Origin of the sequence: Streptomyces sp. A1277, from assembly GCF_004795015.1 — a bacterium.
In the GTDB taxonomy this organism is placed as follows: Bacteria; Actinomycetota; Actinomycetes; order Streptomycetales; family Streptomycetaceae; genus Streptomyces.
On sequence record NZ_SSBI01000011.1, the window covers coordinates 106,916 to 120,324 of the forward strand.

General features: G+C 70.8%; 14 protein-coding genes and 1 pseudogene. 10 read left to right on the forward strand and 5 right to left on the reverse strand.

What is annotated here, in order from left to right; translation table 11 throughout:
- Nucleotides 1-88 precede the first annotated feature (88 nt).
- Genes E6R18_RS10130 through E6R18_RS10140 form a run of 3 tightly spaced genes read right to left on the reverse strand, consistent with a single transcriptional unit; the run spans nt 89 to nt 2,132 of the window.
- Nucleotides 89-853 (reverse strand): AIM24 family protein, encoded by a 765-nt coding sequence (locus tag E6R18_RS10130; RefSeq protein WP_136316529.1) that lies wholly within the window; start codon nt 851-853, stop codon nt 89-91.
- Nucleotides 850-1,500, reverse strand: a complete 651-nt coding sequence (locus E6R18_RS10135; RefSeq protein ID WP_136316530.1) for an AIM24 family protein — start codon at nt 1,498-1,500, stop codon at nt 850-852. Before E6R18_RS10135 ends, E6R18_RS10130 begins: the two co-directional genes overlap by 4 nt.
- Nucleotides 1,500-2,132 carry an AIM24 family protein gene (locus tag E6R18_RS10140; RefSeq protein WP_136316566.1) on the reverse strand — a complete coding sequence of 211 codons (633 nt, stop codon included), beginning with the start codon at nt 2,130-2,132 and terminating at the stop codon, nt 1,500-1,502. The genes E6R18_RS10135 and E6R18_RS10140 overlap by 1 nt, the downstream gene beginning before the upstream one ends.
- Nucleotides 2,133-2,377: 245 nt before the next feature.
- Here E6R18_RS10140 and E6R18_RS10145 point away from each other — a divergent pair, with 245 nt between their 5' ends.
- Both E6R18_RS10145 and E6R18_RS10150 read left to right on the forward strand, forming a co-directional pair.
- Nucleotides 2,378-2,728: a DUF3817 domain-containing protein gene (locus E6R18_RS10145; RefSeq protein ID WP_136316531.1), complete on the forward strand. Its 351-nt coding sequence runs from the start codon at nt 2,378-2,380 to the stop codon at nt 2,726-2,728.
- A 5-nt stretch (nt 2,729-2,733) separates the two neighbouring features.
- Nucleotides 2,734-2,835: pseudogene (locus E6R18_RS10150) on the forward strand (thiamine-binding protein); the annotation flags it as partial.
- Nucleotides 2,836-2,898: 63 nt separating this feature from the next.
- Here E6R18_RS10150 and E6R18_RS10155 read toward each other — a convergent pair.
- Complete coding sequence (locus E6R18_RS10155) at nt 2,899-3,882, reverse strand: DUF5937 family protein (RefSeq protein WP_136316532.1); 984 nt, start codon at nt 3,880-3,882, stop codon at nt 2,899-2,901.
- Between the two features lie 73 nt (nt 3,883-3,955).
- On the opposite strand from E6R18_RS10155, the gene E6R18_RS10160 reads away from it, so the two are divergent.
- The 4 genes from E6R18_RS10160 to E6R18_RS10175 all read left to right on the forward strand — a co-directional run bounded on the left by E6R18_RS10160 (nt 3,956) and on the right by E6R18_RS10175 (nt 8,067).
- Nucleotides 3,956-5,365 (forward strand): MFS transporter, encoded by a 1,410-nt coding sequence (locus E6R18_RS10160; protein WP_136316533.1) that lies wholly within the window; start codon nt 3,956-3,958, stop codon nt 5,363-5,365.
- 10 nt (nt 5,366-5,375) lie between these two features.
- Nucleotides 5,376-5,885 carry a MarR family transcriptional regulator gene (locus E6R18_RS10165; RefSeq protein ID WP_026171455.1) on the forward strand — a complete coding sequence of 170 codons (510 nt, stop codon included), beginning with the start codon at nt 5,376-5,378 and terminating at the stop codon, nt 5,883-5,885.
- A gap of 66 nt (nt 5,886-5,951) precedes the next feature.
- Nucleotides 5,952-6,287, forward strand: a complete 336-nt coding sequence (locus E6R18_RS10170) for a DUF3817 domain-containing protein (RefSeq protein WP_136316534.1) — start codon at nt 5,952-5,954, stop codon at nt 6,285-6,287.
- 79 nt (nt 6,288-6,366) lie between these two features.
- Nucleotides 6,367-8,067: a methylmalonyl-CoA mutase family protein gene (locus E6R18_RS10175; protein WP_136316535.1), complete on the forward strand. Its 1,701-nt coding sequence runs from the start codon at nt 6,367-6,369 to the stop codon at nt 8,065-8,067.
- A gap of 25 nt (nt 8,068-8,092) precedes the next feature.
- Here the strand turns inward: E6R18_RS10175 and E6R18_RS10180 are convergent, their stop codons facing one another.
- The gene (locus tag E6R18_RS10180; RefSeq protein ID WP_136316536.1) at nt 8,093-8,722 is read right to left on the reverse strand and encodes a TetR/AcrR family transcriptional regulator; all 630 of its coding nucleotides are present in this window, start codon (nt 8,720-8,722) and stop codon (nt 8,093-8,095) included.
- Between the two features lie 317 nt (nt 8,723-9,039).
- On the opposite strand from E6R18_RS10180, the gene E6R18_RS10185 reads away from it, so the two are divergent.
- The 4 genes from E6R18_RS10185 (at nt 9,040) to E6R18_RS10205 (ending at nt 13,348) form a co-directional block, all read left to right on the forward strand.
- Nucleotides 9,040-10,014, forward strand: coding sequence for a tetratricopeptide repeat protein (locus tag E6R18_RS10185; RefSeq protein WP_168712314.1), 975 nt, complete (start codon nt 9,040-9,042; stop codon nt 10,012-10,014).
- Nucleotides 10,015-10,640: 626 nt separating this feature from the next.
- Complete coding sequence (locus E6R18_RS10195) at nt 10,641-11,273, forward strand: DUF6230 family protein (protein WP_136316537.1); 633 nt, start codon at nt 10,641-10,643, stop codon at nt 11,271-11,273.
- 91 nt (nt 11,274-11,364) lie between these two features.
- Nucleotides 11,365-11,988, forward strand: coding sequence for a DUF6114 domain-containing protein (locus tag E6R18_RS10200; protein ID WP_136316538.1), 624 nt, complete (start codon nt 11,365-11,367; stop codon nt 11,986-11,988).
- A complete protein-coding gene (locus E6R18_RS10205; RefSeq protein ID WP_136316539.1) occupies nt 11,978-13,348 on the forward strand; it encodes a hypothetical protein in 1,371 nt (456 codons plus the stop codon). The genes E6R18_RS10200 and E6R18_RS10205 overlap by 11 nt, the downstream gene beginning before the upstream one ends.
- The last annotated feature ends 61 nt before the right edge of the window (nt 13,349-13,409 follow it).

The following is a 13,409-nucleotide window of genomic DNA, read 5'->3' on the forward strand; positions in this document are numbered from 1 at the left end:
CCGGACGAAGTGTGGTGGTGTGACACCCGGCACGGCACGGGCCGGGACGGGGCGCAGACGTTCGACGTCACACTCCGCAGACTACCGTTCACAACCCGAAGCGACGCTGGAGGTCCCCCAGCTGACCCGGCGCGCGAGGGGCGGACCCGTGTTGACCGCCACCGCCCGGCACCCCCGGCTGCTGCGGCGTCGCCCCCGTCGGCTGCTCGGCCATCAGCGCCTCGGACGACTGGAGCAGCACCGTACCCGCGCCCACGAACTCGAACTGGTGCTCCTCGCCCGAGGCCCCGCCGATCCCGGTGAGCCCGCGCAGCCCGCCCAACACGCCGGTCATGTAGCCGTGGTCGTAGTGGTGGCAGGGCGAGGGGCAGTCCGCCCAGCCCACCAGCGCCTGCGGGTCCACCCGCAGCGGCGGCTCCATGAAGACCACCGGGCCGTTGGAGGCGGCGACGAACTTCCCCGTGCCGATCAGCGTCAGGAACCCCGGCACGATCGACTGCTTCAGCGCCAGCGAGGGCTGGTAGGCCAGCAGGTTGCCGGAGCGGATCGTCAGGTTCCCGTCCTCCAGGTCGTAGGAGTTCACGTCGAACGCCCGGTCCGCGAGCAGCATCTTGCCGCTGCCCTCGGCCACCACCCAGTCGCTCGCGTGCAGCGGCGAGTGGAAGCTCGACCGGACCAGCCGCTCGAACCGGCCGTGCCCGATGCCGTTGAAGTCGATCCGCCCGTAGTAGGCGATCATCTTGCCCTTCTGCAGGAACCACTGGCTCCCCTTGAGCTCCACGCAGAAGGTGTAGGAGTTGACGTTGTCGTCCGACGGCAGCGTCATCGGGTCGAAGACCACGGGCCCGCTCACAGCTTCTCCTCCGACGCCTGTACGTACACCGCACCACTGCCGCTCAGCTCCAGCTGGAACCCCTCGCCCGAGCCGCGCCCCACCATCTCGCGCCAGCCGAGCGCGGTGGAGAGCTTGTTGCGCACCTCGCCGTGGTGGGCGACGTACGCCTGCGGGTCCACGTGCACGTCCCGGCCCGGGGCGATCGGCAGCTCGATGACCCCGCCGTGCGCCATCACCGCCACCGCGCCGTGCCCCTTGAGCGTCGTGGTGAACAGGCCCTGCCCGGTCACCTGGCCGCGCACCATGCCCATCACCCCGCCCTGCGAGCCCATGAACATCGTGCCCTGCTGGAGCGTCCCGTCGAAGGCGAGCAGCCGGTCCGCCTCCACGTACAGGGTGTCCCCGGAGAGGTTGATCACCTGGATGTGGTGGCCGCCGTGGCCGAACATCACCGTGCCGTTGCCCTCCACCGTCATCAGCGGGGTCGCCTCGTTCGCCATCCGGCGGCCGATCATCGACATCATCCCGCCCTGGCCGCCCTGGATGTTCGGCGTGAACGCCACCTCGCCGCGGTAGGCGAGCATCGCCCCGCGCTGGCTGAACATCTTCTGGCCGGGGACCACCGTCGCCTCGACCATCTTCGAGTTGATCTCACGGAACGGCATCAGACGTCCCCCCCGATCGTGTTCCGCTCGCTGGGCTGCACGTAGACCAGTCCCTCGCCCTCGAAACGGATCTGGAACGACTCGCCCGAGCCCTCGCCCATCAGCGTCCGGAAGTTCACCCCGGACTGGAAGTGCTGCTGGAGGTTGCCCTGATGGGCGATGTAGGCGCCCGGGTCGACGAACAGCGGGTACTGGGCGGAGACCCGCAGCACCACGGCCGAGCCGTCCGACATGATCGCCGCCTGGCCCGTCCCCTCCACGGTGGTGGTGAACAGGCCGTTGCCCGTCGCACCGCCGCGCAGCCCGGTGAACGTGGTGCCGGTGCGCAGCCCCGCGTCGGTGCAGAGCAGATTGCTCGCCTCGACGTACAGCTTGTCGCCGTGCAGCGAGACGAGGTTGATCTCGCTCGCGCGGTCGGCGAAGTAGCAGGTGCCCTGCCCGGTCACCTGCATCACGGCCATGGATTCGCCGGTCAGCCTGCGGGTCACCATCCCGCGCAGCCCGTCACCGCCGCCCGTCATCTTCTTGAACGACATCTGGCCCTCGTACGCGACCATGGAGCCGTTCTTCGCCTTGACGGCATCGCCGGTCAGATCGACGGCGAGCGTCTTGCTTCCCTGGAGTCGGAACATTGCCACCCGGCGAAAATAGCGGCATCCACCGCCACCGGAACAGGGGCGGCGACCCGATGGACCGCCCCGGACCGCCCCTGATACGCATCCGGTACGGGACCCGGACGCAATCGGGACGTACTTCTTACGGGCTCCCCCCTCGGCCCCCGCCCCCGCCGCCGGACGGCCGGAGCCGCGATGTCACAATGGTGCCGCTTGTGCGTGCGTTCACAAGCCGTCACGACCCTCCCACCGAAGGTGCCCCCGTGGACATCAAGACCGCTACCGCCCTGCACCGGCTGCGCCTCATCTCGATTCCCGAGGCGCTGTCCTTCCCGGCGCTGATCCTCTTCGGCTCGGTCCTGAGCCGGATCTCCGACATCGACTTCCTGATGATGCCGCTCGGCATGCTGCACGGCGTGCTCTTCGTCATCTACGTCGTCCTGCTGCTGGACGTGTGGGCGAAGACCAAGTGGCCGCTCAAGCGCGTCGCGTTCTTCTTCCTGCTCTGCGTGCTGCCCTTCGGCGGCCTGTACGGCGACAAGGTGCTCAAGCGCTACGAGGCCGACAGCGTCATCGCCGCCCGGGCCCGCCGGGAAGGCACGGTCAGCGCATGATCGTCGCCGGCCGGGTCTCCCTCGTCCTGAAGGCGGACATCCGCCCCGGCGTCACCGACGGACTGACCTCCAAGGTCGAGACGGTCGAGCGGTACCTCGCCGACTGACTCCCCCCGTACGCATGTACGTACTTGCGTCACGAGCCCCTGCCCCCGAGGCGGGGGCTCGCGTCATTCCGGAACCGCCAGCGCGATCCCCAGCGGCGTCCGCTCGTACAGCACCTGGTGCCCGTAGCGGCGCGAGGTCAGCAGCCCGGCCGCCCGCAGCACCGACAGGTGCTCCGACACCGAGGACGGCGCCAGGCCCAGCCGGTGGGCGAGCGCGCTCGTGCCGGCCGGCTCGTCCAGCGCGCACAGGACGTCGGCCCGCGCCCGGCCGACGAGCCGCGCCAGCGCCTCCGGGGTGCTCGCGCCCGGCTCCGTCCACAGGCCCCCGATGCCGCGCACCGGGTAGATGACGGCCGGCTGCCAGGGGTCCTGGAAGCCGCCGACCGTGGCCGGCCAGACGAAGACGGACGGCATCAGGACCAGCCCCTGCCCACCGAGCACCCGGGAGTGCCGGCTCTTCGTGTCGTTGATGGTGAGCGTGGACTCCGACCAGGTCAGCTGCGGGCTCAGCTCGCCGAGCAGCCGTTCGAACCCGACCGCCGCCAGCCGCCGCGAGTGGTACGTCACATCGGCCTCCAGCAGGGCGCGCAGCCGGGGCCAGTGCGGTTCGATCAGCACCCGCCAGGCCAGCTCCAGCAGGTCCGCCAGCGCGCGCAGGCTCCGGGCCGGATCGGCCAGCAGCGCCTGCCCCGCGGCGGAGGCCCGTGCCCACGGCCGGTCTCTGAGCGACGCCTCGATGTCCTGCCGGGCCAGCTCCGGACCGACCGCCCGCACCGCCGCGATCTCCTCCTCGAAGGAGGCGAGCGGCCCCATCGGCGGCAGGGAGAAGAAGTCCGGGCAGTGGCCGCCGTCCGGCATCAGCAGCCACAGCGGCTCCAGCGGCAGCCCGGCCGCCTCCTCCCGGATGCGGCGCAGCCACGGCAGGTGGTAGCCCTGCTGCCAGGGCCGGGCCAGCACCCGTACCGCCGACTGGGTCTCCCACAGCGGCGAGAGCGCGAAGCGGCAGCGCAGCAGATCGCTCTCGTCGAAATGCAGATGGGAGGACATGAGCGACCTCGTGAAGATTCGGCTGGGACCGAAAGTCTACGGTCCGGCCGCCCCGGTCCCGCAGGCTGCGTCCATGCCGAGAGACACCACCGATCCCCGGGCGGGCCATCCCCGCGACACCCCCGAACCCGCCACCGCCGGATCGGTGCCCCTCCCGGCCCCCCTCCCGGAGCGCGCCGGTCCTCCTGACCCGAGCGGACCGCCCGCGCTCCGGGAGCCCGCGCCCGCGGACACCCGCGGCTACCGGTCCGTCTTCGTCGTACGCGAGTTCCGGGCGGTCTTCGCCGCGCACCTCCTCTCGCTGCTCGGCGTCGTCGTCAGCGAGCTCGCGCTCACCGTCCTCGTCTACGACCTCACCTCCTCACCCCTGCTCAGCGCCCTCACCTTCGCGCTCGGCCTGCTCCCGTACCTCGTCGGCGGCACCCTCTTCGCGGGGATCGCCGACCGCTACCCCGCCCGCCGGGTCCTGGTCACCTGCGACCTGATCTGCGCGGGCTGCGTCGCCGTGATGGTGCTGCCGGGCACGCCCGTCGCCGGACTCCTGGCGCTGCGCTGCCTGGTCGCCGCCGTCTCGCCGGTCTTCACCGGTACGCGGATGGCCGCGCTCACCGACATCCTCGGCGAGGGCGAGCTGTTCGTCCTGGGGCGCTCGCTGCTGCGGATCGTCTCGCAGAGCGCGCTGCTCGCCGGGTTCGGCGTCGGCGGGCTGCTGCTGGCCGTGGTCTCCCCGCGCGGCGCGATCACGATCACCGTCCTCACCTTCCTCTGCTCGGCCGCCCTGCTCCGCCTCGGCACCCGCGACCGGCCCGCCCGCACCGCCGCGCGGGGCGGCACCACCCTGCTGCGTGAGTCGCTGTCCGGCGCCCGGCTGGTCTTCGGCCACCGCCGCATCCGGGCCCTGATGCTGCTGTTCTGGCTGCCCCCGGTGTTCGTCGTCGCCCCCGAGGCCCTTGCCGCGCCCTACGCGGACGAGATCGGTGTGGGCCCGGCCGCGCTCGGGCTGCTGATGTGCGCCATGCCGGTCGGCAACATCGCCTCCGAGCTGTACGCGGGCACCGCGCTGAGCTCCCGGGCGCGCGAACGGATCGTGCTGCCGCTCGCCGCCGCCGGGCTGCTGCCGCTCGCGGTGTACGGGCTGACGCCGGGCGTGGCGGTGGCGGCGGTCGCCCTGGTGGCGTCCGGTGCGTCCGCCGCGTACGTCATCGGCCTCGACCAGTGGTTCGTCGCCGCCGTCCCCGAGGAGCTGCGCGGCCGGGCCATGACCCTGCTCACCGCCGGGCTGATGACGCTCCAGGGCGTCGGGATGGCGCTCGCGGGGCTCGCCGCCGAGTTCTTCCCCGTGCACCGGGTGGTCGCCGGGGCGGCCGTCCTCGGCACCCTGTGCCTGCTCCCGCTGATCGCCGAGGTCCGCCGAACCGCACCCGCGATCCGCGACCGGACCGAAGTTCGAGACGGGGAGGACCGCCAAGTTCCCCATGGGTAAGGTCGTGGCCGTGCCGAAGCCGCTCAGTCTCCCCTTCGATCCCATCGCCCGCGCCGACGAGCTCTGGCAGCAGCGCTGGGGCCCGGTCCCGTCCATGGGGGCGATCACCTCGATCATGCGGGCGCAGCAGATCCTGCTCGCCGAGGTGGACGCCGTCGTCAAGCCGTACGGGCTGACGTTCGCGCGGTACGAGGCGCTGGTGCTGCTCACCTTCTCCAAGGCCGGCGAGCTGCCGATGTCCAAGATCGGCGAGCGGCTGATGGTCCACCCGACCTCCGTGACGAACACGGTGGACCGGCTGGTGCGCTCCGGCCTGGTCGACAAGCGCCCGAACCCGAACGACGGCCGCGGCACGCTCGCCTCGATCACCGACAAGGGCCGCGAAGTGGTCGAGTCGGCCACCCGCGACCTGGTCGCGATGGAGTTCGGCCTCGGGGTGTACGACGCCGAGGAGTGCGCCGAGATCTTCGCGCTGCTGCGGCCGCTGCGCATCGCGGCGCAGGACTTCGAGGAGATCTGAGAGACACGGTTCCGGGGCCCCGGCCCGCTGCAAGATCGCCCCGGACGTCCGGTTACGCTCGATGGCATGAAACGCAGTGTGCTGACCCGATACCGGGTGATGGCTTACGTCACCGCCGTCATGTTGCTGATCCTCTGCGTGTGCATGATCTTCAAATACGGCTTCGACAAGGGCGAGGGCCTGACGCTCGTCGTCTCCCAGATCCACGGCGTGCTGTACATCATCTACCTGATCTTCGCCTTCGACCTGGGTTCCAAGGCGAAGTGGCCGATGGGCAAGCTGCTCTGGGTGCTCATCGCGGGCACCATCCCGACGGCCGCGTTCTTCGTCGAGCGCAAGGTCGTCCGCGAGGTCGAGCCGCTGCTCGCGGACGCGACGCCCGCGGCCCCCGCGAACGCCTGAGCCCCGCCGAACCGCCCCGCGCGAAGCGCCGGGCGGTTTGCCATCGACATTTACTAGGACGTCCTAGTAAATTGGTGGCATGGACGCTGACGCGATCGAGGAAGGCCGCCGCCGCTGGCAGGCCCGTTACGACAAGGCCCGCAAGCGTGACGCGGACTTCACCACGCTCTCCGGCGACCCGGTCGAGCCCGTGTACGGCCCCCGCCCCGGGGACGCGTACGAGGGCTTCGAGCGGATCGGCTGGCCCGGTGAGTACCCCTTCACCCGGGGGCTCCACCCGACCGGCTACCGGGGCCGCACCTGGACCATCCGCCAGTTCGCCGGCTTCGGCAACGCCGAGCAGACCAACGAGCGCTACAAGATGATCCTGGCCGCAGGCGGCGGCGGGCTGAGCGTGGCCTTCGACATGCCGACCCTGATGGGCCGGGACTCCGACGACCCGCGCGCGCTCGGCGAGGTCGGCCACTGCGGGGTCGCCATCGACTCCGCCGCCGACATGGAGGTCCTGTTCAAGGACATCCCGCTCGGCGACGTCACCACGTCGATGACGATCAGCGGCCCCGCCGTCCCGGTCTTCTGCATGTACCTGGTCGCCGCCGAGCGCCAGGGCGTCGACCCGGCCGTCCTCAACGGCACGCTCCAGACGGACATCTTCAAGGAGTACATCGCCCAGAAGGAGTGGCTCTTCCAGCCCGAGCCCCACCTGCGCCTCATCGGCGACCTGATGGAGCACTGCGCGAGCTCCATCCCCGCCTACAAGCCGCTCTCCGTCTCCGGCTACCACATCCGCGAGGCCGGGGCGACGGCCGCGCAGGAGCTGGCGTACACCCTCGCCGACGGCTTCGGCTACGTGGAGCTCGGCCTCTCGCGCGGACTCGACGTGGACGCCTTCGCGTCCGGCCTGTCCTTCTTCTTCGACGCGCACCTCGACTTCTTCGAGGAGATCGCCAAGTTCCGCTCCGCCCGCCGCATCTGGGCCCGCTGGATGAAGGAGACGTACGGCGCGAAGACCGACAAGGCGCAGTGGCTGCGCTTCCACACCCAGACCGCCGGTGTCTCGCTCACCGCCCAGCAGCCGTACAACAACGTCGTACGCACGGCCGTCGAGGCGCTGTCCGCCGTCCTCGGAGGCACCAACTCGCTGCACACCAACGCCCTCGACGAAACCCTCGCGCTCCCCTCCGAGCAGGCCGCCGAGATCGCGCTGCGCACCCAGCAGGTGCTGATGGAGGAGACCGGCGTCGCCAACGTGGCCGACCCGCTGGGCGGTTCCTGGTACGTGGAGCAGCTCACCGACCGCATCGAGGCCGACGCCGAGAAGATCTTCGAGCAGATCAAGGAGCGCGGCACCCGCGCCCACCCCGACGGGCGGCACCCGGTCGGGCCGATGACCTCCGGCATCCTGCGCGGCATCGAGGACGGCTGGTTCACCGGCGAGATCGCCGAGTCCGCCTTCCGCTACCAGCAGGCCCTGGAGAAGGGCGAAAAGCGGGTCGTCGGCGTCAACGTCGCGCACGGCTCGGTCACCGGCGACCTGGAGATCCTGCGGGTCAGCCACGAGGTCGAGCGCGAGCAGGTCCGCGAGCTGACCGGCCGCAAGGCGGCCCGCGACGACGCCAGGGTCCGCGCCGCGCTGGACGCCATGCTGGCCGCCGCCCGCGACGGCTCCAACATGATCGCGCCGATGCTCGACGCGGTGCGCGCGGAGGCGAGCCTCGGCGAGATCTGCGGGGTCCTGCGCGACGAGTGGGGCGTCTACACGGAGCCGCCCGGCTTCTGACGTACGTACGGCCGCCGGGCAGGCCCTAACCGGCGGCGGCCGCGCCCAGGCCCGCCAGCAGCAGCAGCGTGAAGCGCCGGGCCCAGTCGGCATCGACGGGCTCGGCGCTAACCAGTGTCCGGTGCACGACCGCGCCGGCGATCACATCGAAGATCAGATCGGCCGTCAGGGCCGCCGTGGCCTCGTCCGGCTCGACGGGCAGCTCGCCGCGCTCCTGCGCCCGTCGCCGCCCCTGGAGCACCAGGCGCTTCTGCCGGTTGACGATCGAGTCGCGGATACGGGTGCGCAGCGCCTCGTCCCGCGTCGACTCGGCGACCACCGCCATCAGCGCGGTCCGGGTCTCCGGCCGGTCCAGCAGCGCGGCGAACTGCAGGACCACCGCCTCCACATCGGCGGCCAGGCTGCCCAGATCCGGCATCTCCAGCTCGTCGAAGAGCACCGCGACCGCGTCCACGACCAGCTCGTTCTTGCCCGCCCAGCGCCGGTACAGGGTCGTCTTGGCGACCCCCGCCCGCGTCGCCACGTCACCCATCGTCAGCTTCGACCAGCCGAGGTCCACCAGGGAGGCTCTGGTCGCTTCGAGGATCGCCTCGTCCGCCGCGGCGCTGCGCGGGCGTCCCGATCGTGCGGGTTTGGGGTGGCTGCGGCTGAGCATGCCGTGACCATACCCGTCAGTAGGTAAATCCGGCCGACCCCTTCGCCCGTGAGACAGATCACCGAACACTCTTGTGCGTGAGGGCCTCCGGCCAGTTACGCTACGGGTCGTAGCGTAAGAACGACGGCCCCGGCCGGCGTCGCGCTGCGAACGAACGACAGCCACAGGCGCCGGGTGGGGACCGGGCGCCGCACCGGGTCTTCAGGGGCCCAGGGGCCGTGTCTGTCCGTGCGCCTCGCACACCGGCGAGGGTTGCGGACGGGCGCGGTTCGCGTATCGCTTTCCGGAACAGCGCGCCGAGGGGGGAGGATGTACGTATGCAGCCTAGGAACATGTCCATGAGCGGCGTCGTCGACCTCGCCGCGGTGAAGGCGGCCGGTGAGGCCAAGGTGAAGGCGGAGCAGGCCCGCGCCGAGTCCGCCCGGCAGGGCGGCCCCGCGGCCGTGCCCGCCTCCTCCCTCGTGATCGACGTCGATGAGGCCGGCTTCGAGAGGGACGTCCTCCAGCGCTCCGCCGAGGTGCCCGTCGTCATCGACTTCTGGGCCGAGTGGTGCGAGCCGTGCAAGCAGCTGGGCCCGCTCCTGGAGCGCCTGGCCCACGAGTACAACGGCCGCTTCCTGCTGGCCAAGGTCGACGTCGACGCCAACCAGATGCTGATGCAGCAGTTCGGCATCCAGGGCATTCCCGCCGTCTTCGCGGTCGTCGCCGGGCAGGCGCTGCCGCTCTTCCAGGGCGCGGCCCCCGAGGCCCAGATCCGCCAGACCCTGGACCAGCTGATCCAGGTCGGCGAGGAGCGCTTCGGGCTCACCGGCATCGCGGTCGACCCCTCGGCGGACGGGGCCGAGGCCCAGGCCGCCGCCCCCGCGCCCCCCGGTCCGTACGACAGCCTGCTGGAGGCGGCCGCGCGGGCGCTGGACGTCAATGACTTCCCTGGCGCGGTCCAGGCGTACAAGAACGTCCTGTCCGACGACCCGGCCAACACCGAGGCCAAGCTCGGCCTCGCCCAGGCCGAGCTGCTGGCCCGGGTCCAGCAGACGGACCCGCAGCAGGTCCGCAAGGACGGCGCCGAGAAGCCGGGCGACGTGGACGCGCAGCTGGCGGCGGCCGACCTCGACCTCGTCGGCGGCCATGTCGAGGACGCCTTCGGCCGGCTCGTGGAGACCGTACGCCGCACGTTCGGCGAGGACCGCGACCGGGTGCGGCTGCGGCTGCTCGACCTCTTCGAGGTGATCGGTCCGGAGGACCCGAGGGTCGGTGCCGCGCGCACCGCGCTCGCGCGCGTCCTGTTCTGAACCGATTGGTCCGACCCGATTGTTCTGATCTGACAACACGGCCGCGGCTCCCTCCGGGAGTTGCGGCCGTTTTCGCGACCAGGCGATAAGAGTAGGCCCTGCTTTACCAAATCTTGATAAAAGCACGGGCTGTTACTCGCAGTAAATCGATCTTTGCGAACTGTCCCGTTTCGCTCATCCTTCCTCCCTTTCGTCCGTCGCCGCGGGGCCACCCTGTGTGGCCGCCCGGTGCCGCCAGGTCGTGGCCCGGTTATCGGGCCGTTACTAGCGAGTAACGAACCCCCTTGTGCGAGGGCCGGGAATGGACCACGATCGGCCACGCTCGGTCCAATAACGCCAGTCCGGCAGCCAGTCGGTGCGGCGGCTCCGTTGGGTCCCCACCGGGCGGGCCGGCGGCAGTGGCGCCGGCTCCGGACAGGGGGGTTCCTGCCGACCGGCAGGGCCTGTCCGATCAGGTCGCGCGAACGCGTGGCCAGTGGTTGTCGCTCGGGGGTGATCGCCGGTGATTCGGACGCGGTACAAGCCTCCGTTTGCGGGCGCTCTCTTTCCGAGGACGTAGCACTTCTCCCCTCCCAGGTCGGGCAGGATGCCAGACCGGAGATGTACGTCCGAGAAGGAGGAAAAGTATGAGTTCCCAGGTTCGCGGTGGCACGAGATGGAAGCGTTTCGCTGTCGTCATGGTGCCGAGCGTCATAGCCACCGCCGCCGTCGGCGTCGGTCTGGCACAGGGCGCGCTCGCCGCGTCCTTCAGCGTGTCGGGCCAGGAGTTCAAGGTCAGCGCGGATGAGCTGATCGGCGAGAACTTCGTCCAGTACGGCAGCGTCGCGACGGGCAAGGACCTCAAGGGCAACGACCAGGCCGCTCCGGTCGCGGTGTCCGGGTTCAGCGAGGCCACCATCAGCAACATGTGCCAGTCGGTCGTCACGCCCGACCTGCCGTTCGGCCTCGGCAACGTCACGCTGCAGCTCAAGGCGGGCACCGGCAAGGACAAGGTCTACGCCAAGGACATCTACCTCGATGTCTCGCAGCTCGACGCCGACGCCGAGTTCACCAACATCGACATCGGCGTGGCCGCGGGTTCGCTGAAGAACCCGGGCATCCAGCCCGGCACGCAGGCCAACCCGTACGGCTTCTCGCAGCGTGCCGAGCACGCCAAGCTGACGAAGGTGCGCCAGCAGGCGTGGGCCACCACGGCAGGAACGTTCAAGCTGCCGGGGCTGTCCCTGAAGCTGCACAAGGGCGTCAAGGAGTGCTACTAAGCACTCGCCCGGGCGGCCGGGGGCACACAGCGGTTCCCGGCCGCCCACCCTTCTCTTTCACAGCAGTACCGGTTCCAGGGAGCTGTTTTCCATGAGCCCCGAATCCCAAGGGCAGAACGAGCACTACCTCTCCGTCACCCGGCGAGGCTTCCGCACCTGGCGGGGTGACCGGCCGTTCTGGGCGGGACTGTTCACCATGCTGGGCGGTGTACCCATCGCGTACTTCCCGTACGCGAACATGCACCTCGGCAACATGACGCTGGCGATGTCGACCACGGCGGGTGCCGGTTCGCTCATCATCGGGGTCCTGCTGATCACGCTGGGCCTGACCATGTGGTTCCACCACATCGTCCGGGTGTTCGCCGGTGTCGCGGCGATCCTGCTGGCCCTCATCTCCATACCCGTCGCCAACATCGGCGGCTTCCTGATCGGCTTCCTGTTCGCCCTGCTCGGCGGCGCGCTCTCCATCTCGTGGGCGCCGGGCGAGGCGTCGGCGGAAGAGGAGGAGCTTGCCCCGCTCGGAGCCCCTGAAGAGCTTCCTCCGCTCGGCGCCGCTCCCGGCGAAGTGGCCCCGGAAACCCACCCGTTCGCCAAGGACGAGCAGGCCGCCGGTTACCCCGGCGGCGCGCTCCACGGCGCGGGCGTCCCCGAGCAGCAGCCGGCCCCCCGCGACACCACGGTCGAGGCCGACGGCGGGAGGCATCGTGCGGGGTGACGACAAGCAGCTGAACCGCGCGGACGACAGCGGGCTCCAGGAGCGAAGAGGGCCGCGCCACGCCGCCCCGAAGAAGTCCCTGCTGACGAAGCTGCACATGCCCGCGGGCAAGAAGGCGTTCGCGCTCGCCGCGATGCCGACGGCGGTGTTCGTCGGGATGGGGCTCACCCCCAGGCTGGCGATGGCCGACGACAATGCGGACATACCCTTCGCGCCCGGCCCCTGTGTGACCCGCTCCGACGAGCCGAGCGAGTCGGCCGACCCGTCGCCCTCGGCGTCGTCGACGCCGTCCCCGTCGGCGAGCGAGAGCAGCGGGCCGACGCCCGGGACGAGCGACCAGGCGAGCTCGAAGCCGGCGGACACCCCGTCGCCGACCGCCGCGGAGCCGGACTCCGGCCCGGCCGAGGACTCGGCCGGGGACTCCGCCGCCGACACCGCGAAGAAGAGCACCGACGTCGCCCCGGCCGAGACCCCGAGCGCCACCCCGTCGCCCACCAAGTCGACCGACCCGCTCGACCCGCTGGGCCTCGGCGACGCGCTCAAGAAGCTCTTCGAGGGCCCGGACAAGGAGACGGCGATCCCGTCCCCGAGCGCCACCACCACGGCCCCGAAGCCGTCGGCGTCCGCCACCGCGGAGACGACCGACAAGGCCGCCGATGAGACCGCGGACGAGACCGCGGACAAGCCCGTCGAGAAGACGGTCGAGAAGGCCGCGGACGCGGCGAAGGGCACGGCCGACAAGACCACCGAAGCCATCCGCGAGGCGGCCGGCAAGGCGGGCAAGACGGTCGAGGAGCTGGACGAGGACGTCAAGGGCACCGACGCCAAGAAGGACGAGGACATCCCGGACGGCGCCAAGCAGCCGTTCCCGTGCCCGACCGCGGACCCGGAGGCCCTGGCCAACGCGAACCTGGAGCAGGGCATCCCGCGCCTGCCCAACGACCCGTGGATCCTGGAGAGTTCGCTCCTCACCCTGAACGGGCTCGACTACAAGGGCATCGTCGAGGTGCAGAAGGGTGACGGCAGCACGAAGAAGGTGCTGAAGTTCACCGCGTCCTCGATCGACATCAAGGACCTGCACCAGCTGACGGTCGGCCCCCAGGCGGGCGTCACCGGCCACGTGAAGGCGCGCAGCGGCTCCACGTCCACCATCAGGAACGGCACGGTGACGATGTACACGGAGGAGCTGAAGGGCAACCTCTTCGGCCTCATCCCGATCACCTTCAGCCCCGAGACCCCGCCCCCGCTGAACGTCCCGTTCGCCTTCTTCACCAAGGTGAAGGTGACCCAGGCGGGCCAGTTCGGCGGCACGCTGACGGTCCCCGGCCTGCAGAACTACTTCACCAAGGCATCCGGCTGACGCCGAAGCCCTCCGCGCGACGGCAACGGGCCGCACCCCTCGGGGTGCGGCCCGTCGTCGT